The sequence below is a fragment of the Streptomyces sp. x-80 genome, from assembly GCF_046549095.1.
GTDB lineage: Bacteria > Actinomycetota > Actinomycetes > Streptomycetales > Streptomycetaceae > Streptomyces > Streptomyces celluloflavus.
This window is the reverse complement of the sequence record NZ_JAJPWM010000006.1, coordinates 1-22520: the sequence shown is the minus strand read 5'-3', so window position 1 is coordinate 22520 and position 22520 is coordinate 1. Positions and strand designations below refer to the sequence as shown.

18 protein-coding genes are annotated in these 22520 nt (G+C 72.7%); 10 read left to right on the top strand and 8 right to left on the bottom strand.

Features of this window, described 5'->3' with window-relative positions; all coding sequences use genetic code 11:
- The first annotated feature begins 311 nt into the window (after nt 1–311).
- Nucleotides 312–944, top strand: coding sequence for an RICIN domain-containing protein (locus ACLJWH_RS13160; RefSeq protein ID WP_411141835.1), 633 nt, complete (start codon nt 312–314; stop codon nt 942–944).
- A 210-nt stretch (nt 945–1154) separates the two neighbouring features.
- On the opposite strand, the gene ACLJWH_RS13155 is transcribed toward ACLJWH_RS13160, so the two are convergent.
- A complete protein-coding gene (locus ACLJWH_RS13155) occupies nt 1155–1487 on the bottom strand; it encodes a DUF427 domain-containing protein (RefSeq protein ID WP_411141834.1) in 333 nt (110 codons plus the stop codon).
- A gap of 111 nt (nt 1488–1598) precedes the next feature.
- Here ACLJWH_RS13155 and ACLJWH_RS13150 point away from each other — a divergent pair, with 111 nt between their 5' ends.
- Nucleotides 1599–2822: a serine hydrolase domain-containing protein gene (locus ACLJWH_RS13150; protein ID WP_411141833.1), complete on the top strand. Its 1224-nt coding sequence runs from the start codon at nt 1599–1601 to the stop codon at nt 2820–2822.
- 59 nt (nt 2823–2881) lie between these two features.
- Here the strand turns inward: ACLJWH_RS13150 and ACLJWH_RS13145 are convergent, their stop codons facing one another.
- From ACLJWH_RS13145 to ACLJWH_RS13130, 4 genes are all read right to left on the bottom strand, one after another.
- Nucleotides 2882–3400, bottom strand: a complete 519-nt coding sequence (locus tag ACLJWH_RS13145) for a thioesterase family protein (protein ID WP_411141832.1) — start codon at nt 3398–3400, stop codon at nt 2882–2884.
- Nucleotides 3397–4368, bottom strand: a complete 972-nt coding sequence (locus ACLJWH_RS13140) for a 3-hydroxyacyl-CoA dehydrogenase NAD-binding domain-containing protein (protein WP_411141831.1) — start codon at nt 4366–4368, stop codon at nt 3397–3399. The genes ACLJWH_RS13145 and ACLJWH_RS13140 overlap by 4 nt, the downstream gene beginning before the upstream one ends.
- Before the next feature lie 313 nt (nt 4369–4681).
- On the bottom strand, nt 4682–5569 hold the full coding sequence (locus tag ACLJWH_RS13135) for a 3-keto-5-aminohexanoate cleavage protein (RefSeq protein ID WP_411141830.1): 888 nt from the start codon (nt 5567–5569) through the stop codon (nt 4682–4684).
- Between the two features lie 135 nt (nt 5570–5704).
- Nucleotides 5705–6568, bottom strand: a complete 864-nt coding sequence (locus ACLJWH_RS13130) for a TetR family transcriptional regulator C-terminal domain-containing protein (protein ID WP_411141829.1) — start codon at nt 6566–6568, stop codon at nt 5705–5707.
- A gap of 191 nt (nt 6569–6759) precedes the next feature.
- Here ACLJWH_RS13130 and ACLJWH_RS13125 point away from each other — a divergent pair, with 191 nt between their 5' ends.
- From ACLJWH_RS13125 to ACLJWH_RS13110, 4 genes are all read left to right on the top strand, one after another.
- A complete protein-coding gene (locus ACLJWH_RS13125) occupies nt 6760–8823 on the top strand; it encodes a SpoIIE family protein phosphatase (protein WP_411141828.1) in 2064 nt (687 codons plus the stop codon).
- A 78-nt stretch (nt 8824–8901) separates the two neighbouring features.
- On the top strand, nt 8902–10302 hold the full coding sequence (locus tag ACLJWH_RS13120; protein WP_411141827.1) for a glutamine synthetase: 1401 nt from the start codon (nt 8902–8904) through the stop codon (nt 10300–10302).
- Nucleotides 10302–11441 (top strand): amidohydrolase family protein, encoded by a 1140-nt coding sequence (locus ACLJWH_RS13115; RefSeq protein WP_411141826.1) that lies wholly within the window; start codon nt 10302–10304, stop codon nt 11439–11441. The genes ACLJWH_RS13120 and ACLJWH_RS13115 overlap by 1 nt, the downstream gene beginning before the upstream one ends.
- 53 nt (nt 11442–11494) lie before the next feature.
- Nucleotides 11495–12784, top strand: a complete 1290-nt coding sequence (locus tag ACLJWH_RS13110) for an MFS transporter (protein ID WP_411141825.1) — start codon at nt 11495–11497, stop codon at nt 12782–12784.
- 18 nt (nt 12785–12802) lie between these two features.
- On the opposite strand, the gene ACLJWH_RS13105 is transcribed toward ACLJWH_RS13110, so the two are convergent.
- Together ACLJWH_RS13105 and ACLJWH_RS13100 are read right to left on the bottom strand one after the other, a co-directional pair.
- Nucleotides 12803–14326 carry a M81 family metallopeptidase gene (locus ACLJWH_RS13105; protein ID WP_411141824.1) on the bottom strand — a complete coding sequence of 508 codons (1524 nt, stop codon included), beginning with the start codon at nt 14324–14326 and terminating at the stop codon, nt 12803–12805.
- An 81-nt stretch (nt 14327–14407) separates the two neighbouring features.
- Entirely contained in the window at nt 14408–15580 is a 1173-nt protein-coding gene (locus tag ACLJWH_RS13100; protein ID WP_411141823.1) for an ROK family protein, read from the bottom strand.
- Between the two features lie 221 nt (nt 15581–15801).
- Here ACLJWH_RS13100 and ACLJWH_RS13095 point away from each other — a divergent pair, with 221 nt between their 5' ends.
- From ACLJWH_RS13095 to ACLJWH_RS13080, 4 genes are read left to right on the top strand one after another with little or no spacing between them, the layout of a single operon-like run.
- Entirely contained in the window at nt 15802–17568 is a 1767-nt protein-coding gene (locus ACLJWH_RS13095) for a peptide ABC transporter substrate-binding protein (protein ID WP_411141822.1), read from the top strand.
- Nucleotides 17565–18515 carry an ABC transporter permease gene (locus tag ACLJWH_RS13090; protein WP_411141821.1) on the top strand — a complete coding sequence of 317 codons (951 nt, stop codon included), beginning with the start codon at nt 17565–17567 and terminating at the stop codon, nt 18513–18515. The genes ACLJWH_RS13095 and ACLJWH_RS13090 overlap by 4 nt, the downstream gene beginning before the upstream one ends.
- On the top strand, nt 18512–19408 hold the full coding sequence (locus ACLJWH_RS13085; protein WP_411141820.1) for an ABC transporter permease: 897 nt from the start codon (nt 18512–18514) through the stop codon (nt 19406–19408). The genes ACLJWH_RS13090 and ACLJWH_RS13085 overlap by 4 nt, the downstream gene beginning before the upstream one ends.
- Nucleotides 19409–19424: 16 nt before the next feature.
- The gene (locus tag ACLJWH_RS13080) at nt 19425–21527 is read left to right on the top strand and encodes a dipeptide ABC transporter ATP-binding protein (RefSeq protein ID WP_411141819.1); all 2103 of its coding nucleotides are present in this window, start codon (nt 19425–19427) and stop codon (nt 21525–21527) included.
- Here the strand turns inward: ACLJWH_RS13080 and ACLJWH_RS13075 are convergent.
- The gene (locus ACLJWH_RS13075) at nt 21521–22300 is read right to left on the bottom strand and encodes a L,D-transpeptidase family protein (RefSeq protein ID WP_411142199.1); all 780 of its coding nucleotides are present in this window, start codon (nt 22298–22300) and stop codon (nt 21521–21523) included. The two genes, ACLJWH_RS13080 and ACLJWH_RS13075, sit on opposite strands and share 7 nt — an antisense overlap.
- Nucleotides 22301–22520 lie beyond the last annotated feature (220 nt).

Genomic DNA, 22520 nt, shown 5'->3' with positions numbered 1-22520 from the left:
CGGACCGGGTGGGTGGCCGCCGCTTCGGCCCGGTCCGCGAGGGTGATGGCGCGCGACGGGTCTTGGGCCTGCTCCGGACCTGCCCCGGGGTCCGTCGGGGTCCCGGGGCAGGGCGTGCTGACGGTGAGCCGGTGCGGCGGAGGGAATCCGGCCCACCTCATGGGGCAACCAAGATGATCATTCTCCTCCTCTCCGGGTTTCCTTTTTCACGGTGCGGGTTACCAGTTCCGTGCCGGATTCTCTGTCCGGCGGTGCACAAGAAATCCCGTTGATGAATTCGTCATGGGTGAAACCGGCGAAGGGGAATGGTTATGCGGCATGCATTCCGTGCGAAAGCCGCGACCCGGGCGGTGGTGCTCGGGACCGCGGGTGCGGCACTGGTGATCGCGACCGGGGTGGCCCCGGCGGGCGCGGCGGGCTCGCGCGGGCTGCGCAAGGACGTGGTGACAGATGTCAGCGACGTCTTCCTGATCGGCCGTGAGGCCGGGATGCGCTGGGAGACCTACGGGGGAGGGACCGGCGTCGGGGCCGAGGTGACCGCCAACCGCCGTGACTACGAGGACCACCACTTCACCTGGGAGCTCATCGATGTGCAGCCGGGTGCGGACTGGATGATCCGGCATCTCGCCTCCGACAAGTGCGTCCGGGTCGCGAGCACCGATCTCAAGGCCAGAGCCACCCTCCAGGACTGCAAGAGCGGTGACAGCAATCAGAGATTCCGCTTCGAGAACGACCCGGCGACGGTGCGCGGCACCGACCGCCCCAACTGGCCCCATGACGACAACGCCGGCATCATGATCAAGCCGGTGGGGGATCTGTCCAAGGCGCTCACCCTGGAGAACCACGGCGACAGCACCTGGGCGTTCCTGGAGCTCAACCGCGCGGTGGCGTCCACGTCCCAGCTGTGGCGCGTCATTCCCAACGCGGTGCCCCCGAGTGCCTGATCCGGCCCGCCCATGGGATCGGCTGAGACCGGGCAGTTCCCTGTCTCCACGGACCTCGGTGGCTTCATTCGTTCATTTCACGGGGCCGGCAGGGCCGGCGGCCCCGCGAATTCGCCGGCGCAGGGCCGGTGAATTCGCGGGGCCTGGCTCATGGGTGCGCTATATCAGGAAAGTTCCCTGCGACGTCCTCGCGCCTGTCCGCTCATCCGTTCAGTCACCCAACGCGACCTCGTAGAAGCACAGATGGTCCTTGATCTGGGCGACCTGGGGGTTCGGCTCAGGGTAGGCCCAGGCGATGTCCTCCGGGCCGCCGGGCAGTGACCAGTAGGAGGCCGTTCCCTTGAACGGGCAGACGGTGTGTGTCGCGGAAGGCGTCAGCAGCTCGGTCCGTACGTCCTCGGGCGGGAGGTAGTAGCGCACCGGGTAGCCGGTCTCGGACAGCAGTAGCGGGCGTCGGCTGTCGGCCAGCAGTTGTCCGTCACGTACCACGCGTACGCGTTCGGTGCCCTGCTCGATCTCGATGTGGTGTCCCTGAGCGGTCATCTACGTGCCCTTCGTTCCGCCGTTGTGCCGGGTGGCTCCTCAGGGTCGCATCCGGGGCGGGTCAGGGTGGTCCCGGAAGACGGCGCGGGCGGGGACCGGCAGAGTGTCGGCATGGCCTCTTCTTTCCTGTCTTCCGCATCCTCATCTTCCGTATCACGCAGGGCTGTTGTGGGCGCGGCGCTCTCCGGCGCGGTGGTGGCCGCGACCGCGGGTCCCGCGCGCGCCGCGTCCGCCGTATCCGGCGTGTCGGGCGCGCCCGCGCGTGTCACGGCCCCCGCTGCGGGCCTGCCTCCGCTGGACGTCGCGGCCCTGCGGGCGGCCATAGGCGACCTGGAGCACCCGGAGCTGACCGCCGCTCAGCTGCGCGTCACCGGCTCCGCCGGACGGTGGTACGGCACGGCGGGCGTGGCCGACCGGGCGAGCGGCCGGCCGGTGCGCGCGAACGACACCTTCCGGATCGGCAGCATCACCAAGGTCTTCGTCGCCACCGTGGTGCTGCAACTGGTGGCCGAGGGCCGGCTGGCGCCGGACGCGACGGTGCAGCGCCTGCTGCCCGGACTGCTGCCGGCCGGCTATCCCGCGATCACCGTCACGCAGCTGCTGAACCACACCAGCGGACTCCCCGACGAGCAGGGCGGGCTGGACCTGTCCACCCCGGAGGCGATCGCCCGCCACCGCTATGACCGGTGGACACCGCAGCAGATCGTGGCCATGCTCCCGCCGGGCCCGATGAAGTTCGACCCCGGCACCCGGCAGGAGTACCGGGGCATCAACTACGTACTCCTGGCGCTGCTCGTCGAGCGGCTGACCGGGCGGCGCTACGCCGAGGCGATCGGCAGCCGCATCCTGCGCCCGCTGGACCTGCGGCACACCTCGCTGCCCGGCGCCGACCCGCGCATCCACGGCCCCCATGTGCACGGCTATATGAAGATGACCGACGGCTCCCTGCTGGACATCACCGACTACGACCAGACGCTCGCCTGGGGCGAGGGCGAGATGATCTCGACCACCGGCGACCTGGACCGTTTCGTCACCGCCCTGTTCTCCGGCGACCTGGTGCCGCCGCGCGTCCTGGAGCACATGTTCACCCTGCCGCCCGACAGCGTGCGGATGCTGGACGGCAGCCCCGCGCGCTACGGCGCGGGACTCCAGACCGTCACGATGAACGGCATCACCCTGTGGGGCAAGACCGGCGAGCGCTACGGCTACGCCTCCGCCATGGTCGCCACCCGCGACCAGCAGCGCCGCGCGGTGCTCTCCTTCAACCCGGTACGCAGGGACAGCACCCAGCTCCAGGCGACCCTGCGCATAGCCGAGGCGCTCACCAAGGGGTAGGCGCCGCGCTCTCGTGGGCCGGGGTCCGGTGGGGCCGGGGACCCCGGCCCCACCGGGGTCTACACCTCCCGGATGCCCCGGCCCGCCCACGCCGGTGCCGGGCCGGTCAGGGTGGTGAGGTGCGCGCGGGCGGTGTCGGGCAGCGGTGCGGCGCGGCCCGCGGCCTGGTCGACGTGGAGGGTGAAGAGCTCCTCGGTCGCCACCGGTTCGCCGGACGGTTCGCCGACGAACATCTCGTGGAGGAACCGCGCCTTCTTCGCGTCCACCCCCAACACCGTGGTGCGGACGGTGAGTTCACTGCCCCGAGCCACCTCGTCCAGATAGCGCACATGCGCCTCGACGGTGTAGAGGGAGCAGCCGGTGCGCTCGCGGTAGCCGGCGTCCAGACCCGCCGCGTCCATCAGCGCATCGGTCGCGAAGCCGAAGACCAGGACGTAGTACGCCTCGCTGAGGTGGCCGTTGTAGTCGATCCAGTCGTCCCGGACGGTCTGGCGGAAGAGCGGGAGGGGAAGGGGGAGGCGGCCGGTGGCGGGCGGCGCCGGGAGCGGCGCCGCGGGGACCGTGGGGTGTTCCGTCATCGGGCGCCGCCGAGACGGCCGGTGGCGCGCAGTACGTCGATGACGCCCTGGTCGCGTTCGGCGACCAGCTGGGCGTAGTCGCGACCCTTGGCGGCTTCCGCGCAGCCGTCCACCATGGCGTCGCGGAGCGTGCGGTCCAGTTCGGGCGCCTCCAGACGGGTCCACGGGGACTTCAGGGACGGACCGAAGTGGTCGAGCATATGGGCCATCCCGCCCTCGCCGCCGGCCAGCGCGAAGGTCAGGCAGGGGCCCATGAACGCCCAGCGCAGGCCCGGCCCTTCGGTGATGGAGGCGTCGATGTCCTCGACCGACGCCTCGCCGTTGGCGACCATGTGCAGCGCCTCGCGCCACAGCGCCTCCTGGAGGCGGTTGGCGATGAAGCCGGGCAGCTCACGGTCCATGGTGATGACGGACTTGCCCGCCACGTCGTAGAAGCGGGCGGACCACTCCACCGCGGCCGCGTCGGTCCGCTCACCGCCGACGACCTCGACCAGCGGGATGAGGTAGGGCGGATTGAAGGGGTGGCCGACGACCAGCCGGGCCGGGTCGGCGGCCTCGGTCTGCATATCGGTCATCGGATAACCGGAGGTGGAGGAGGCGATGACGACACCGGCCGGCGCCGCGGCGTCCAGCTCGGCGAGCAGGGACCGCTTCAACTCCAGCTTCTCCGGGGCGCTTTCCTGGATGAACTGGGCGTCGGCGACCGCCTCGGCGAGTGTCGCCGTAACGGTCAGCCGGTCCTGCGAGGCGCCGTCGGCCAGACCTATCTGCTCCAGCGCGGGCCAGGCGGCGGCGACCAGGCGGCGCAGCTTGTCCTCGGCGTCCGGGGCCGGGTCCCAGGCGGTCACGTCATAGCCGCGGGCGAGGAAGTGCGCGACCCAGCCACCGCCGATGACACCGGCGCCGATACAGGCGACGCGCCGGACGTCCTCGGGGGAGCAGGGGGCAGGAGTGGTGGCAGCGGACATACGGATGGCCTCCAGGTCGGGCTGTGTCGGGCTGTACGTGCAAGGGCGGGTGTCGGGGTGAGCTGCCGACAAGAGAGTCGGGTTCCGGGAAGGGGGATTCCGGGAGGGCAGTGGGGTCCGCGCAGGTGGCGGGTTCCCCTGCGAGAGCCGGGCGGTACGGGTGGGAGCCGGGCGCTGCGGAAGGCGGCCGCCGGTGTGGACCGGGCGGGGCCGTCCGCACGCGATCCGGGCCGTACGTGAGTGAACCGGGCTGTACGTGAGTGATTGGCTGTACGTGCGCGATCCGGGCTGTACGTACCCGTGGGAGCCGAGGTCAGGCGCGCGGCTTGAGGCCGAGCCGGGCGCGGGCCTGGTCGGGGGTGGCGACGGACGCGCCGAGCAACTCGGTGATCTGGACGGCCCGTTCGACGAGCTGCCCGTTGGTGGCCTTGACGCCCTTGCTGAGGTAGAGGTTGTCCTCCAGGCCGACCCGGACGTTGCCGCCGAGCAGGATCGACTGGGCGACCCACGGCATCTGCATCCGGCCGAGCGCGAAGCTCGCCCACTGCGCACCCTCGGGCAGCATGTTCACCATCGACTGGAGCACGCCCGGATCGGCCGGGGCGCCCCACGGCACGCCCATGCACAGCTGGAAGACCGTCGGGTCGTCCAGCAGGCCCTCGGCCAGCAGCTGCTTGGCGAACCACAGCTGGCCGGTGTCGAAGATCTCCAACTCCGGCCGTACGCCCAGGTCCTGGATGCGCTTGGCGCCCACCCGCAGCATGTCGGGGGTGGAGACGTAGAGGTTGGAGCCGTCGCCGAAGTTGAGCGAGCCGCAGTCCAGGGTGCAGATGTCGGGCAGCAGCTCCTCGACGTGCGGCAGCCGGTCCAGGCCGCTGACCAGGTCCGTACCGGGCAGCTGCCGGAGGGGTTCGTCCGGGTCGATCACCAGGTCGCCGCCCATGCCGGCGGTGAGGTTGATGATGACGTCGGTGCCGGTCTCCTTGATCCGCCCGACCACCTCGGCGTACAGCCGCGGGTCGCGCGACGGGGCGCCGGTCTCGGGGTCGCGTACGTGGATGTGGACCACCGCGGCGCCCGCCGACGCCGCCTCGACCGCCGACTCGGCGATCTGCTCGGGCGTCACGGGGACGTGCGGGGAGCGGCCCACGGTGTCGCCCGCGCCGGTGAGCGCACAGGTGATGATGACCTCGTTGTTCACGGTGATTCCCTTCGGGGGATGGTGAGTTGAGCAGGTGTCAGGACTGGGTGTGCGGTAGTGGTCGCCCGGGGGGCGGCGGGCGGAGCGGATGCGGGTCCGGTCCGGTCCCGGTGTGGTGGTGCGGCCGCCGGGGGCTCAGGCGGTGAGTTCGCTCTCCACGAAGGCGAGGAGGGCGGCATGCATGGAGTCGGGGGTGGTGCTGTCCGGCGCGGTGGCCAGTACCTGGGTGGCCAGACCGTCGATGAGGGCGGTCAGCCGCAGTGCGGTGAACTCGGCGTCCACGGCGCGGAAGACGCCCTGCCGGATGCCGCGGCGCAGCACGTCGGCGACGGTGCTGCGCCACTGGCGGTAGTAGTGCTCGTGCAGTCGCCCGACGGCGGTCGAGCGGGCGGCCTGTGCCCACAGGTCCAGCCAGACCAGCCACTGACGGCGCTGCTGCGCGGTGCGCGGGGTCTGCAAGGCGATCAGACGCAGCAGCTCGGCGCGGGCGTCGGCGGCCTCGGCCGGTCCGGCGGCGCGGCGCGCGGTGTCCTCGTCCATGCACCAGCGCACGGCCGCCTCCAGCAGCTCGTCGCGGCCGGGGAAGTGGTAGTGCACCGCGGCGGTGCTCGTCCCGCAGGCCGCCGCGATATCGGCGACCCGGACCTCGTGGAAGCCGTGCTCGGCGATCAGGCGGACCGTCTCCCGGACGATCTGGAGCGGCCGGCCGCCGTCCGGCACCGGCACCGGCACCGGCTCGCGCTCAGGAGCGGGTGCGGGCCGCTCGGGGGAGCCGAGCAGCCGGCCCACGTCCACCCCGCCGATATCGGCGATCCGGACGATCTCGGCCAGCGTGAAACGCCGGGTGCCGCCGAGTGACCTGGAGAGTTTCGAGGGGTCCATCACGATCCGGCGGGCGAACTCGCGGTGGCTGCAACCGAGCCGCGCGATCACCTGCCGGACACGGTCCGTGACATCTCCACCGTCATCGGTGACCCGGGCTCCGGGGTCTTCCTTCATGGTCCGGGACCGTAACAGCGTGTTGAGATCATCGCAACGTTTGAGGCGGGGGGACAGGGAAAAGGCCAGTTCCGGTGTGGTGCGTGGTGTGGTGTTGCGCATGAACTGATGAGGGAGTCAGGGGTGTGGCGGATGGGGACGGCGGGTCGCCCGAACCGCCATAATCCGGGCGAATATGGCAAAGTGACGATATGGCTGACCGGGGAGCGAAGCGGCCCACCGTGTCGGTGCCGGACGACTGGCCCGCCCACCCGGACCTGACCCTGGCCCTCAACGGCATGGGCGGCTTCGACTGGGACCTCGACAGCGGGCTGATGCATCTGGACCCGCCCGCCCTGGAGCTCTTCGACATGGCGCCGGCGGAGTACGACGACCGCCCGGCCACGCTCGGCGGCCGCCTGCCGCCCCATGAGTCGGCCCGCCTGGCGACCGTGGTCACCCGCGCCCTCAAGGACGGCAGCGACTCCTACGGCGCCTACTTCCGCGTCCGCCGCCGCGACGGCGCACTGCGCTGGACCCACTGCCAGGGCAGCATCCGCCGCGACGGCACCGGGCGGCCCCGCCGCGTCATCGGCGTGATCCGCGACGCCGACGCCGAATACGCCCAGGCGGTCGAGCGGATCGCGGTGGACGAGGAGCGCCGCCGGCACACCGGAGTCGTCGAGCGCACCACCGCCGCACTCGCGCACGCCAGCACGGTGCGCGACGTCATCGCCGTCCTGGCGGGCGACCAGGGGCTGAACCGGCTGGGTGCCGAGAACATCATCCTCGGCCTCGTCGAATCCGGCCGCATCCGGCTGGTCTCCGAGGGCAAGGCGGGCAGCTTCCGGCCCGAACTCGGCGTCACCAAGGTCGGCGACGAATTCCCGATGAGCGAGGTCGTACGCACCCACACCCCGCGCTTCATCGGCAGCCGCACCGAATTCGCCGCTGACTACCCCCGGTTGTGGCCGGCCGTCGAACCGCTGAACATCGGCTCCGCCGCCTATCTGCCGCTGATCGCCCAGGCCCGCCCGATCGGTGTGGTCGGCCTGTTCTTCGCGCGTGAGGGCGACTTCCGCGACCAGGAGCGCAATCTGCTGGTCGCGCTCGGCAGCGGTATCGCGCAGAGCCTGGCCCGCGCCATGCTCTACGACCAGGAACACGACCTCGCCGAGGGGTTGCAGCAGGCCATGCTGCCGCGCCGGATCCCCGGCGTCCCCGGCGCCGAGATCGCGGTCCGCTACCGCTCCGCCCGGATCGGCCGGGAGATCGGCGGCGACTGGTACGACGTCACCCCGCTGCCCGACGGCCGGGTCGCCGCCGTCATCGGCGACGTCCAGGGCCACGACACCCAGGCCGCGGCCCTGATGGGACAGCTGCGGATCGTGCTGCGCGCCTACGCGGCCGAGGGCCACACACCCGCCACCGTCATGGCCCGCGCCTCCGCCTTCCTGCACGAACTCGACCCCGACCGCTTCGCCACCTGCACCTACGCCGAGGTGGACCTGGGCACCGGTACCGCCCGCCTCGTCCGGGCCGGGCACCTCGATCCGCTGCTGCGGTACGCCGGGGGAGCCTGCCGCCGGCTGCCGGTGGCCGGCGGGCTGCCGCTCGGCCTGTCCGCCGCCTTCACCCAGCTCGACTACCCCGTCACCACCGTCCACCTCGCCCCCGGCGACACCCTGCTGCTGTGCACCGACGGCCTGGTCGAACGGCCCGGCACCGACCTCGACGACGGCCTGCGGGAACTGGCCGGCCGGGTCCGCGACGGCCCCCGGGACGTCCAGCAACTCGCCGACCGGCTCTGCGAGTCGGCGGCCGAGCGGCCGACCGAGGACGATATGGCGCTGCTGCTGCTGCGCCTCCTGGGCGCTCCGCGGCAGGAGGACGCGGGACACCTGCGACAGCGGATCACCCCCGGCGACCCCGACGCCCGGTCCGCCGCCAAGCGCCTGATCCGGGCGGCCGTACGCGCCTGGGGCGCCCGGGAACGCGCCGAGGAGATCGAGCTGGTGGCCGATGAACTGATCACCAACGCGCTGCTGCACACCGACGGCGCGGTCACCGTCGACATCCGGCTGCCGCACGGCGCCGGGCGGCGGCTGCGGCTCGAAGTGACGGACCGCTCCAGCGCCTTGCCGCGGCGCCGCACAGCGGATCCGGCCGGTGCCGCCGGCCGCGGTCTGCCGATGGTGGAACGGCTGGCCGATGTCTGGGGTGTGGAGCCGCGCGGCGACGGAAAGTGCGTATGGTGCGAGTTCAACTGCCCCTGACCGGCGAGGCTGTGGGCCGCGCCGGCCGCAGCGGGACCGGACGTCGAGGGATCGGCACGGCGGAGTGAGGACAGCTCTATGGGAACGCGGCCTGCACAAGCGCGCGCACAGGCCCGCCAGATGGCGGCGCGACTGGACGCGGAGGGCGTCCGCAACGTGGCCCTGACCTGGGTCGACAACGCGGGTATCGCACGCGTCAAGGCCATTCCGGCGCACCGCCTGGCGCATGCGGCGGAGCTGGGCGTCGGCATGTCACCCGTCTTCGACGTCTTCACCTCCGACGACGCGATCACCGAATCCGAGCATCTCGGCGGCCCCGACGGCGATCTGCGGCTCATCCCCGACCTGGACCGGCTCACCACCCTCGCCGCACAGCCCGGCTGGGCCTGGGCCCCGGTGGACCGCTACGACCAGCTGGGCCGTCCGCACCCCGCCTGCCAGCGGCAGTTCGCCCGCCGGATGGCCGACCGGGCCGCGGCCGCCGGCCTCGGCTTGCGAATGGGCTTCGAGACGGAGTGGGTGGTCAGCCGCGCCCCGTCCGGCCGCGCCCCGGCCGCTGCCGAGGGGGACGAGCCGCTCGACTACCCCTGTGCGGGACCCGCCTACGGCATGACCCGCGTCGTCGAACTCTCCGACTACCTCCGCGATGTCACCGAAGCGCTGACCGTCCAGGGCGTCGAGGTCCTCCAGCTGCACCCCGAATACGCCCCGGGCCAGTTCGAGGTGACCTGCGCCGCGGCCGACCCGGTGCGCGCCGCCGACGATCTGCTGCTGGTCCGCGAGACCGTCCGCGCCGTCTCCGCCCGGCACGCGCTGCGCGCCTCCTTCGCCCCTTCGGTCGTCGCGGGCCAGGTGGGCAACGGCTGCCACCTCCACCTCAGCCTGTACCGCGACGGCGCCAGCCTGCACCGCGCCCCGGACGCCGCCTGGGGCCTGGCGCCCGACGTGGTGGCCTTCCTCGGCGGCGTCCTCGCCGCACTGCCCGCGCTCCTCGCCATCGGCTGCCCCTCGCCCGCCAGTTACCTGCGGCTCCAGCCCTCCCACTGGGCCGGTGTCTACCAGTGCTGGGGCGTGGAGAACCGGGAGGCCGCACTGCGGCTGATCACCGGCGCCCCCGACGACCCGGACGGCGGCCATGCCGAGGTCAAGACCTTCGACGCCGCCGCCAACCCCTATCTCGCGGTCGGCACCGTCATCGCCGCCGGACTGCACGGCATCGAGTCCGGGATGCAGCTGCCGGCGCCGACGGCCGGGGACCCGGGCACGCTGGGCGTCCGCGAACGGGCCCGGCGCGGCATCGTCCGGCTGCCCGTCACCCTCACCGAGGCCACCGACCAGCTGGCGAAGTCGGCTCCGCTGGCCGAGGCGCTCGGCGAGGTGCTGTACGGCGGGGTGCTCGCCGTCCGGCGCGCCGAGGCCGCCCGGTTCGCGGCGAGCGACGCCGTGGAGATCACCGCCGCCACCCGCTGGCGCTACTGATGACCGGGGACGCACCGGGGCCCGGTCCCGTACCCGACGACGGCCTCCCGCCGCTGGTGGACCACCACTGCCACGGCGTGCTCCGCGGCGAACTCGACGCCGCCGCCTTCACCGCCCACCTCACCGAGGCGGCCGGCCCGCCCGCCGCGGGCACCACTTTCTTCGACACCCAGACCGGCTTCGCCGTGCGCCGCTGGTGCCCGCCGCTGCTCGGCCTGCCCGCGCACTGCCCGCCCGACCGCTATCTGGCCCGCCGCCGCGAGCTGGGCCCGGCCGAGACCCGCCGCCGTCTGCTGGCCGCCACCGGTATCGGCACGTACCTCGTGGACACCGGGCTGCCCGGCGATCTCACCGGCCCCGCGGAGACCGCCGGAGCCGGCGGCGGCACCGGCCACGAGGTCGTCCGGCTGGAGACGCTCGCCGAACGCGTCGCGGTCGGCGCGCGCGACGCCGAGGAGTTCACCGACGCCCTCGACCACGCCGTACGGGACGCGGCGCGCACCGCCGTCGCCTTCAAGACGGTCGCCGCCTACCGGCACGGCCTCGCCCTCGACCCCCGGCCGCCCGCCCCGGACGCCGTCCACACCGCCGCCCGCGCCTGGCTGGCCGCGGGAGCGCACCGCCTGGCCGCCCCCGTCCTGCTGCGCCATCTCGTCTGGCTGGCCGTCGCCACCGGCCGGCCGCTCCAGCTGCACACCGGCTTCGGCGACCCCGACCTGCGGCTGGACCACGCCGACCCGGCGCTCCTGACCGACCTTGCACGGGCCACCGCCGGCACCGGCACCGACCTGATACTGCTGCACTGCTATCCGTACCACCGCCAGGCCGGCTACCTGGCGAGCGTCTTCCCGCACGTCTACGCCGACATCGGGCTGACACTGACCCACACCGGGCCGCGCGCCGCCGCGCTGCTCGCCGAGTTCCTGGAGCTCACCCCCTTCGGCAAGCTCCTCTTCTCCACCGACGCCTACGGCCTCCCGGAGCTGTACGTCGTCGGCAGCGCCCTCTTCCGGACGGCGCTGGCGACGGTGCTCGGCGACTGGACCGCCACCGGGGCCTGGTCGGCGGCGGACGCCCGGCGGGTCGGCGCGCTGATCGCGGCGGACAACGCGCGGCGGGTGTACGGACTGGGCGGCTGAGCGGTCCGCCGGGCCCGGGTGCCCGGCCAACGCCGCCACGGTCCGCACCCGCCGTGTTTTACTTCCGGGTGCCTCCTGCAACGAATCCCACAACAGGCCAAATACCGCCACGCGCCCGGATATTCGCCGATCTCACCCCGCTCCGGACTTCTCCGGACTACCGCCGCTTGTGGTGCGGTAACACCGTCTCCTGGATGGGCCAGCAGATGACCGCCCTCGCGGTCTCCCTCCAGGTCTACGCCCTCACCGGATCCACCTTCTCGGTCGGCGTGGTGGGCCTGTGCTCGCTGGTCCCGCTGGTCCTCTTCGGGCTCTACGGCGGCGCCGTCGCCGACACCGTCGACCGCCGCACCCTGGGCCTGCTGAGCGCCGCCGGCGCGACCGGGCTGTCCGTCGTGCTGGCCGCCGCGGCGCTGGCCGGCTACCACCGGGTCTGGCTGCTCTACACCGTCGTCGCGCTCCAGGCCGTCTGCTTCGCGATGAACTCACCGGCCCGCTCCTCGATGATCCCCCGGCTGCTGCCTACCGAGCAGCTGCCGGCCGCCAACGCCCTCAACTCGCTGACCAGCAGCCTGGGTCTGATGGGCGGGCCGATGCTGGGCGGTGTCATCGTCGGCCTGTGGGGCTATCAGGCCGCGTACCTCATCGATGTGGCGGCCTTCAGCGGCTCGCTGTACGCGATGTGGCGGATGCCTCCGATGCGGCCCGACCGGGGCGAGGGCGCCGGTCGCCGGGCCTCCGTCCTGGACGGCCTGCGCTTCCTCGCCACCCGGCCCAACCTGCGGATGACGTTCTTCACCGATCTGGCGGCGATGGTGCTCGCCCAGCCCAGGGCGCTGTTCCCGGCGATCGCCGTCCTCTGGTTCGCCGGTGACGCCAGAACCGTCGGCCTGCTGGTCGCCGCACCCGCGGTGGGCGCCGTCCTGGGCGGACTGTTCTCCGGCTGGCTCGGCGGGATCCGCCGGCACGGCCTGGCCATCCTGCTCGGGGTGACCGCCTGGGGCGCGGCCGTCGCGAGCTTCGGCCTCGCCCGGAACCTCTGGCTCGGACTTGGCTTCCTGGCCGTCGCCGGCTGCGCCGACACCATCTCGATGGTGTTCCGCAGCACCATGTTGCAGGCCGCGACACCGGACGCGATGCGCGGCCGCCTCCAGGGCGTCTTCATCGTCGTGGTCGCGGGCGGGCCGCGGCTCGGCGACTTCCTCGCCGGCACGGCGGCCGACCTCACCTCGCCGGCCGCCACCGTGATCGGCGGCGGCCTCGCCTGCGTCCTGGTGGTCACCGCCCTCGGCCTCGGCCGCCGCGCCTTCGCCCGCTACGACGCCCACGACCCGCAGCCCTGAGCCCGGCGCCGGCCCGCCCTACAGCAGCACCGGCGTCAGGTCCGGGTCCTCGAACCCCTCGTCGTCGAACGGGTAGAGGGGCCGCGCCACCTTGTGGTGGCCCAGCCGCAGCAGGTCCTGGTCGACACCGCCCGGAGTGAGCGCGAGCAGCCAGTCCGCGGCCATCTCGTGCAGCTCCGGCTCCAGATAGCCGATCTTGACGACCACCAGGTCGAACTCGCGCGGGTCCAGGGTGCCGAAGTCGGCGCGGGTGTGGAACGGCTTGCGGCGCTCGGTGAGCACCACCGTCACCCCGCCGCGGGTGACGGCCGCGGTCCGGCCCCCGTCGTCGTAGGCCGGATTGCCGCGCGGCGCACCGGAACCCGGGCCGACCGCGCCCTCCAGCGCGGTCACCGTGCCGGTCAGCTCGTACGGCTCCGCGTGCGGGCCGGTGCCCGCGCTGACCTGGCCGCCCACCCGGAGCGTGACCTCGGCGCCCACCCCCGCCGCGAAGCAGGCGGCGACGGCCGGCGGGTCGGTGATGCCCGGGTGCAGCGCGGTGACCCGGCCGCTCGCCAGCTCCTCGTGGGCCAGCAGCCGGCCGAGCATGTACGCCAGGTCACCGGCCCCGCCCGCGGTGGGGTTGTCGCCGGAGTCGCTGATCAGGAACGGGCGGGCGGTGGCGCCGACGGCGCGGGCGATGCACTCGTCGGCGTCGCCGGTGGGGCCGACGAAGACGAAATCACGGCGGACGTCCCAGTACTCCTGGGCCAGTGAGCGGGCCTGGGCGACGGCGAGCTCCGGGTCGTCGGCGGTGACCACCACCGCGGCCCGGCAGCGCTCCTCGTCGGCCCAGGCGTAGCCGACCCAGACGGCCGCGTCGACGACGCCGTCCAGCGCCTCGACGGAGGCCAGCCGCCCGTACAGCGACGCGGCCGGCTCCAGCCGGGTGCTGGTCTTCTCGCCGGGCAGCAGGACGGGGACCTGGACCCAGGCGCGGTGCGGGCGGCCCCGGCCGGAGACCAGCCGTTCGACGAGCTTGCGGGCGGCCCGCTCCCGGGTCTCCCAGGCGTCCTCGTGCGGAGCGAGGCGGTGCGCGGTGAGCAGGTCGAGGGGTTCGGCGAAACGGCGCGAGACATTGCCGTGCAGATCCATGGCGGCCGATATCAGCGTGTCGGGCCCGGTCGCGGCCCGCACCGCCTCGGTCAGATCCGCCTCCGCGTCGACCAGGCCGACCACGCTCATCGCGCCGTGGATGTCGTACACCAGGCCGTCCAGCGGACCCGACTCGCGGATGAGGCCGGTCAGTTCCGTCTTGATGCGGTCGTACGTGGCACGTTCGACGGGACCGCCGGGCAGCGAGACGGCGTGCACCAGCGGCACCCACTCGACCCGCTCGGCGAGGTCGCCGTCCGGCCGCGTCCACGTGTAGCGGTCCAGCAGCGCACTCTTCCGGGTGACACGGAAATCGTCGTACGTGGCGCGGTGCGGGCAGAACTGGCTGGACTCGATGGACATACCGCCGATGCCGATCCGAAGGCGACGGCCGGTGGGGGAGGTCATGGTGGCTCACTTTCCGTAGGTGGCGGTCGGCGGGTGCCGGTCTGCGGGCGGCGGTGCCGGACGGCGGTGGGTGTGCGCCGGTCAGGCGCGCGGGGCGGGCAGCGGACCGTCGGCCGCTGCCGTCGCGCGCAGGGCGGCGTGGCCGGCGCCCAGCAGTCCGGCGTCCGGTCCGCAGGCGGCGGCGTCGATGACGAGATCCCTGGTCGCCATCGGCAGGCAGCGCTCGTAGAGCATCCCGCGCACCGCCGCGACCAGCGGTTCCGCGCCGGAGAGCGCGCCGCCGAGGAGCACCGCCTGGGGGTTGAAGAAGTTCACGACGACGGCGAGCACCGCGCCGATGTCCCGCCCGGCCTGCCGGACGAGGGTGGTGGCGTGCGGTTCGCCGTGCTCGACGAGCCGCAGGATGTCGGTGGTGGAGTCGGCGGCGATGCCCTGGCCGCGCAGCGCGGCGGCGATGGCGGCGCCGCTCGCCACGGTCTCCAGACAGCCGATGTTCCCGCAGGAGCAGGGGAGGTCGGCGGTCGAGTCCACCCGGACATGGCTGATGTCACCGGCCGAGCCGCGCGCCCCGCGGTAGAGCCGGCCGCCGCTGATGACGCCGGAGCCGATGCCGCGGCCCGCCTTGACGACGACGAGATGGCGCAGCGCCGGGTGGGCGGCGCGGTGTTCGCCCAGTGCCAGCAGATTGGCGTCGTTGTCCAGCAGCACCGGCAGGCCCAGCCGGTCGGCGAGCCGGTCGCGCAGCTCGAACAGATGCCAGCCGGGCATCCGGGACGGGGCGATGATCCGCCCGCCGTCGGCGTCCACCGGGCCGGGGAAGCCGATGCCGACACCACGCACCGTGCGGCCCGCCGCCCGCTGCCGCCCGGCCAGCGCGGTCAGCCGCTCGGTGAGCATGTCCAGCGCGGGACCGGGCCCCGCGGTCAGGTCGAAGGCGGACTCGTCGATGTCGAAGCCGCCGCCGGTCAGCCCCACCGCGCCGGTGCGGACGTGGTGGCTGCCCAGATCGGCGGCGAGCGCGACGGTCTGCCGGTCGGCGACCCGCAGCAGCCGTGGCCGCCGGCCGCCGCGCGAGGCGCCCTCGCCGGATTCGGCGAGCAGTCCGGCCTCGACCAGCTCCTGGACGCGGGCGGAGACGGTGGAGGCGGCGAGTCCCAGTTCCCGTACGAGGTCCGCGCGGGAGGCGGCGGAGCCGTTCGCGACGAGTTCGAGGACGTGCGCGGCGGAGCCGGGCTGTTCCTCGGCGGCGGTCATAGGGCGCCTTTCGGCTCGGTGCGGGAGGGCTGCTTTCGCGAACTTCCTTCGAAATCGAAGGAAGTTGTCCAAGTAACTCGCCGACAGTAGACCTCAAGCCCCTTGGTTTCGCCAAGCCCTTGACTTCTTTTCGCGGTCATCCGTACTTTGCTCGCAATTCTTCGATCGGCCGATTCCCCGGAGGCAGCATGGGCCTGCGCAGCACACGAATACGCGGGCCCTTGGGGCGCATCCTGGCCGCGGTCCTCCTCGGCGCCACCGCGCTGACCGGCTGCGGTCCGACTGCCAACGTTGTCACCGACGTCGGCGCCACCGGCGGCACCCCCGTACGGGGCGGCACCGCCACCATGGCCCTGCCGCCCGCCGCCAGCCCCAACTGGATCTTCCCGATCGGCGCCCCCGGCTACCTGGCCACGTACAACAAGGCCATCCAGAACCTGCTCTTCCTGCCGCTGTACACGGCCGAGAAGAAGGGCGACGCGCTGACGATGGACAGTCCGCGCAACCTCGCCGAACAGCCCCGCTACAGCGACGGCAACAAAACCGTGACCATCACCCTGAAAAAGGGCTACGTATGGTCCGACGGCGAACCCGTCACCACCCGGGACGTCAAGTTCTGGTTCGACCTGATCAAGTACAACAAGAAGGACTGGGCGGGCTATTCACCCTCCCTCATGCCGGACGACGTCACCGCGTTCGAGACCGTCGACGACCGCACCTTCCGGCTCCGGCTGGACCGTGCGTACAACCCAGCGTGGTTCACCGGCAACCAGCTCGACAGCTTCGTCGCGCTGCCCGTACACGCCTGGAACCCCCGGAACGAGGACCCGAAAACCGCCTTCGCCCGGCTGACACAACACGCCAAGCAATTCTCGCAGTTCGCCACCGACCCGCTCTGGAAAACCGTCAACGGGCCCTGGACGATCGAGAAATGGAACACCTCGGGGCAGGTGTCACTGGTCCCCAACAAGAAATACCGGGGCCCGGACAAACCCCACCTCGACCGGGTCGTCCTCAAACCCTTCACCACCGCCGACTCCGAATTCAACGTGCTGCGCGCCGGCGGCGTCGACTACGGCTACATCCCGCCGTCCGTCATGGCGCAGTCCGCGAAGTTCAAGGAGATGGGCTACCGCATCGCCCCCTGGGACGGCTGGGCGATCACCTATATCGTCCTCAACTTCAACCACCCCACGGCCGGCCCGCTGCTGCGCCAGAGCTATCTGCGCCAGGCGCTCCAGTACCTCATCGACCAGAAGTCGATCTCCAAGGTCATCTGGCACGGCAGCGCCGCCCCCACCCTCGGCCCGGTGCCCGCCGGCCTGCTCGACGGCGAGCCCTATCCGTACGACCCGAAGCAGGCGGAACAGCTGCTCGCCGCGCACGGCTGGGCCGACCGGGACGGCACACTGCGCTGCGTCCGGCCCGGAACCGGCGCGGCGGAGTGCGGGGCCGGTGTCAAGGGCGGACAGGAACTGCGGCTCTCGCTGCTCTCCCAGTCCGGCTCCACCGAGACCTCCAACACCATGCAGGCCATCAAGTCCGAATTCGGCAAAGCCGGAATCACCCTCGACATCCGCCAGCAGCCGCTGAACACCGTGCTCGGCACCACCGTCCCCTGCAAGACGGACGAACCGGTCTGCGGGGAATGGCAGCTCGGCTTCTTCGGCACCCAGGGCAGCTGGTACTTCCCGACCGACCCCAGCGGCGAGAAGCTCTTCGCCACCAACGCCCCCTCCAACATGGGCAACTGGTCCGATCCGCGCACCGACCGGCTGATCCGCGACACCGAGTACTCCGACGCCCCGGCCGCGATGCGCGACTACGGCCGCGAGGTCGCCCGCCGGCTCCCGGTCCTGTGGACCCCCAACCCCGCCTACCAGGTCTCCGCCATCCGCAACGACCTGCGCGGCATCGATCAGAACGTGACCCTCACCCTCGCCCCCCAGGACTGGTACTTCGTGACGAAGGACGGTGCCGGCAAGTGATCCGCTTCCTGGCCAAGCGCATCGCGCAGGCCGCCATCGTGCTGCTGCTCGTCTCCGTCATCGTCTTCGTCCTGCTGCACCTGCTCCCCGGCGGCCCGGCCCGCGCCATCCTCGGCATCCAGGCCACCCCGGAATCCATCGCCCACTTCAACCACCAGCAGGGCTACGACCGTTCCCTGCCCGAGCAGTACGTGAGGTATCTCGGCCGGCTGCTCTCCGGCGACCTCGGCGAGTCCTACAAGCTCAACCGGACCGTCGCCGCGCTGCTCGGCGAACGGCTGCCCAAGACCGCCCTGCTCGCCGGGCTGTCGATCGTGCTCGCCGCCGTGCTGGCCGTCCCGCTCGGCATCCTCCAGGCCGTCCGCCGCGGCAAGGCCGCCGACTACGTCCTGACCGGGATCGCCTTCCTCGCCTACGCCACCCCGGTGTTCTTCCTCGGTCTGGTCCTCATCCTGGTCTTCAGCCAGCAGCTCCAGCTCTTCCCCGCCGAGGCACCGCAGGCCGACACCCTCGGCGGTGTCCTCGCCGAGCCGCGCGCACTCGTCCTGCCCGTCGTGACCACCGCGCTCGGCATCATCGCCGCCTTCAGCCGCTATATGCGCTCCGCGGTCCTCGACAACCTCGGCGAGGAGTACGTCCGCACCGCACGCGCCAAGGGCCAGTCGCACGCCCGGATCATGGCCCGGCACGTGCTGCGCAACGCCCTGATCCCGCTGGCCACCCTCCTCGGCCTCTACCTCCCCACCCTCTTCAGCGGCACCCTCGTCGTCGAGTCGATGTTCAACTACCCCGGCATGGGGCTGCTGTTCTGGAACGCCGCCCAGGGCTCGGACTTCCCGGTCCTGCTCGGCGTCACCCTGATCGTCGGCGTCGCCACCGTCCTCGGCTCCCTGATCACCGATATCGCCTACGCCGTCCTCGACCCGCGCATCAGGAGCGTGACGTGACGACCACCGCCCTCGACGCCACCCAGCCGGAGGCGGCCCTCGCCACCCCGAGCCTGGCCCGCCGCACCCTCACCGTCTTCGCCCGCAACAAGCTCGCCCTGACCGGCGCGCTGGTCCTGCTCGGCCTGCTCGCCTTCTGCTTCCTCGGGCCGCTGATCCACCCCACCGACCAGATCCACACCGACCTCACCCAGGCCAACCTCGCCCCCGGCGGCGCCCACCCGCTGGGCACCACCGACCTCGGCTACGACCTGCTCGGCCGCCTCATGTACGGCGGCCAGACCTCCCTGGAGGTCGGGCTGGCCGCGGGCCTGCTGGCCACCCTCTTCGGGACGGTCTACGGTGCGGTCGCGGGCTACTTCGGCGGCTGGGTGGACGCCGCGATGATGCGGGTCACCGACGCGGCGCTCGCCATCCCGGCGCTCTTCCTGCTGGTCGTGGTCGCCGCCATCATCACGCCCAGCAAGCCCGTCCTCATCCTGATCATCGCCTCCGTCGCCTGGCTCTCCCCGGCCCGCCTCATCCGCGGCGAGGCCCTCGCCCTGCGCAGCCGCGACTACATCCACGCGATGCGGCTGATGGGCGGCGGCGGTGGCCGGGCGGTGTTCCGGCACATCGTCCCCAACGCCATCGGCACCGTCATCGTCAACGCCACCTTCCAGATCGCCGACGCCATCCTCTACGTCGCCTACCTGTCCTTCCTGGGCCTGTCCATCCCGCCGCCCGCCGCCGACTGGGGCTCCATGCTCTCCGCCGGCATCACCTACACCCAGGTCGGCTACTGGTGGCTGATCTTCCCGCCGGGCATCGCGATCGTGCTGGTCGTGGCCGCCTTCAACTTCATCGGGGACGGTCTGCGGGACGCCTTCGACGTGCGCCTGACGAAGAACTGAAGCGAGGACCCACACCATGACCGACTCGCTCCTGCGGATCGAAGACCTGCACGTCGAGATCGCCGGCCGCGGCCGCACCGTGCACGCCCTGGACGGTATCGACCTGGACCTCGCCCCCGGTGAGGCGCTCGGCATCGTCGGCGAATCCGGCTGCGGCAAGACCATGACCGCGCTCTCCGTCCTCGGCCTGCTGCCGGGCGGCGGCAAGGTCACCGGCGGCCGGATCCTCTTCGACGGCCCCCACGGCACCGCCGACGGGCCCACGGACCTGGCCGCCGCCCCGGAACCCGTCCTGCGGGACATCCGCGGCAACACCATCGGCATGGTCTTCCAGGACCCGCTGACCTCCCTCAACCCCACCCTGACCATCGGCGCCCAGGTGGCCGAACCCCTGCTGCTGCACACCCGGTGCACCAAGGCCGAGGCATGGGAGAAGGCCGCGGAGACCCTGCGGCTGGTCGGTATGCCGCGCCCCGCCGAACGCATGAAGAACTACCCGCACCAGCTCAGCGGCGGTATGCGACAGCGCGTCGCGATCGCCATGGCGCTGGTCTGCGAACCCCGGCTGCTGATCGCCGACGAACCGACCACCGCCCTCGACGTGACCACCCAGCACCAGATCCTGGAACTCATCGACGAGCTGCGCGACCGCCTCGGCATGGCGATGATCCTGGTCACCCACGACCTCGGCGTGATCGCCCGCCGGGTGGACCGGGTCGCGGTGATGTACGGCGGCAAGATCGCCGAACGGGCCGCCGTACGGCCGCTGTTCGCCACCCCGCGGCACCGCTACACCCAGGCCCTCTTCGCCGCCCTGCCCGAACGCGCCACCGACGGCGCACAGCCGCTGGCCACCATCCCCGGCCTGCCGCCGTCCCTCGTCACCCGCCCCGCCGGCTGCCGCTTCGCACCGCGCTGCGGCTTCGCCACCGACCACTGCCGCACCACCGAACCGGAACTCACCGCGGACGGCGACACCGGCGTGGCCGGGCACACCTACGCCTGCTTCCACCCCGCCGACCCCGCCCCCGGCCCCGACCCGGCCGCCGAGGTCCGCCCGGCCGCGCCCGCCGCACCCCCGGCCGGGACCGGTGAACCGCTGCTGCGCCTCGACGGCGTCGCCAAGTCCTATCCGCTGCACGGCGGCCCCTTCGCCCGCCGCAGGGGCGCCGGTGCCGAGGTCAGCGCGGTCGCCGGGATCTCGCTGACCGTCCGGCGCGGCGAGACCTTCGGCATCGTGGGGGAGTCCGGCTGCGGCAAGTCCACCCTCGGCCGGATGGTCGTCGGCCTGGAGGCGCCCAGCGGCGGCACCATCCACTTCGCCGGCCGCGACATCGGCACCCTCACCAAGCGGGAGCTGCGCGCCCACCGGCGGGACGTCCAGCTGATGTTCCAGGACTCCTACGCGTCCATGGACCCGCGGATGCGGGTCTCCGCCGTACTGGGCGAACCGCTGGTCATCCAGGGCATCGGCGACCGGGAGGAGCAGCGGCGGCGGATCGCCGGGCTGCTGGACGACGTCGGGCTGCCGCGCGGCGCGGTGGACCGCTATCCGCACGAGTTCTCCGGCGGCCAGCGCCAGCGCCTCGGCCTGGCCCGCGCCCTCGCCCTGTCGCCCTCCCTCGTCGTCGCCGACGAACCGGTCTCCGCGCTCGATGTGTCCGTCCAGGCGCAGATCCTCAACCTGATGCGCGACCTCCAGCGCGACAAGGGCCTGACCTACCTCTTCATCTCGCACGACCTGGCGGTGGTGCGGCATCTGGCGGACTCGGTCGGCGTGATGTATCTGGGCAAGCTCGTCGAGACCGGCCCGGCCGAGCGGGTCTTCGCCCGGCCGCTGCACCCGTACACCCGCGGGCTGCTGGACACCGTCAACGCACCCGACCCGGACGCGGAGCCGGCCGGCACCCCGCTCGGCGGCGAGACGCCCTCGGCCGCCGCCCCGCCGTCGGGCTGCCGCTTCCGCACCCGCTGCCCCGCCGCCCGCGAAGTGTGCGCGACCACTGAGCCCCCGGTGACCGAGCCGGAGCCCCCCGGGCACCGGGTGGCCTGCCACTTTCCGCTCATCTCGGAACCGGCCGGGGACGGAGCCGCGACCGCCGCCGGACCGGTTCAGTAACGAGTGAGCGCCGTCGGCCCGGCCGCCGTACCGATCGCGATATGCGGCCGGGCGGCGGGCCGTACCCAGGCGAGGATCCGCGCCATCGACCCGGCGGGTACGGACACACAGCCGGCCGTCGCGCCCTTGCCGTTGACATGGAGGAAGATCCCGGCGCCCCGGCCGTGCACCGGGTGGCGGTAGTTGAAGGCGATGACCAGCGCTCGGGCGTACTGCGTGGGGTGGTCCGCCAGCCGTTCGGACTCGCGGGCCGCGCAGTCCGGCGGCAGCGGCCGCACCCAGCGGTTGTAGGAGGCGGAGGCGTTGTCCTGGCACCACCAGGAATCCGCGCCGATCCGGCGGTACGGGATCGCGGTGCCGGCCGGGGCCGGGCCGGTGCCGAAGCCGAACGGCAGACCGTACAGCCCGGTCGGGGTGGTCGAGGTGCCCTGCACCCGGGTGCGGCCCTCGGTCAGCCCGCCGGATCCGAAGCGGGCGGGCGCCGAACCGGCCCGCCGCCAGCGGCCGTGCCGCCGCTGCCACCAGGCCACCGTCCCGGTGGTGGCGCCGGTACCGGGCGCACGCGCGGTGATCAGCTGGTCGCCGCCCCCGGTGTCGGCCATCCGGTAGGGGAGCGGGACCGGGGAGGCACGCGGGATACGGGAGGCGAGCGGGACCCCGGTGACGGCGGTCCGGGCGACGGCGGTCCGGGCGGCGGTGGCCGAGGCCGGTGCGCCGGCCGCGAGCAGTGCCGCACAGGCCGCCGACAGCAGCGCCACGGCCCCCGCCCGGATGGTGCGGGCGGCTCCCGGCCCGGTTCCGGTGCCGGGCCCCGGCCCGGCCGTGGTCTCGGCGGTGTGCGTACGCGTCACGGACATGGCCGCAATCTAGTGTGATGCGCCAGAAATTCTGATGGTTAGTTCTGCTCTGTTTGCTGCCTGTCGGCACCGACCTTGGTGAGGTAGTCGGCGAGGGAGCTGAGGATCTCGTCGGCGGTCTTGGTCCAGGTGAAGG

Coding starts and splice junctions, on each gene's coding strand:
- ACLJWH_RS13160 (WP_411141835.1), top strand. CDS start 312: ATGCGGCATGCATTCCGTGCGAAAGCCGCGACCCGGGCGGTGGTGCTC.
- ACLJWH_RS13155 (WP_411141834.1), bottom strand. CDS start 1,487: ATGACCGCTCAGGGACACCACATCGAGATCGAGCAGGGCACCGAACGC.
- ACLJWH_RS13150 (WP_411141833.1), top strand. CDS start 1,599: ATGGCCTCTTCTTTCCTGTCTTCCGCATCCTCATCTTCCGTATCACGC.
- ACLJWH_RS13145 (WP_411141832.1), bottom strand. CDS start 3,400: ATGACGGAACACCCCACGGTCCCCGCGGCGCCGCTCCCGGCGCCGCCC.
- ACLJWH_RS13140 (WP_411141831.1), bottom strand. CDS start 4,368: ATGTCCGCTGCCACCACTCCTGCCCCCTGCTCCCCCGAGGACGTCCGG.
- ACLJWH_RS13130 (WP_411141829.1), bottom strand. CDS start 6,568: ATGAAGGAAGACCCCGGAGCCCGGGTCACCGATGACGGTGGAGATGTC.
- ACLJWH_RS13125 (WP_411141828.1), top strand. CDS start 6,760: ATGGCTGACCGGGGAGCGAAGCGGCCCACCGTGTCGGTGCCGGACGAC.
- ACLJWH_RS13120 (WP_411141827.1), top strand. CDS start 8,902: ATGGGAACGCGGCCTGCACAAGCGCGCGCACAGGCCCGCCAGATGGCG.
- ACLJWH_RS13115 (WP_411141826.1), top strand. CDS start 10,302: ATGACCGGGGACGCACCGGGGCCCGGTCCCGTACCCGACGACGGCCTC.
- ACLJWH_RS13105 (WP_411141824.1), bottom strand. CDS start 14,326: ATGACCTCCCCCACCGGCCGTCGCCTTCGGATCGGCATCGGCGGTATG.
- ACLJWH_RS13100 (WP_411141823.1), bottom strand. CDS start 15,580: ATGACCGCCGCCGAGGAACAGCCCGGCTCCGCCGCGCACGTCCTCGAA.
- ACLJWH_RS13080 (WP_411141819.1), top strand. CDS start 19,425: ATGACCGACTCGCTCCTGCGGATCGAAGACCTGCACGTCGAGATCGCC.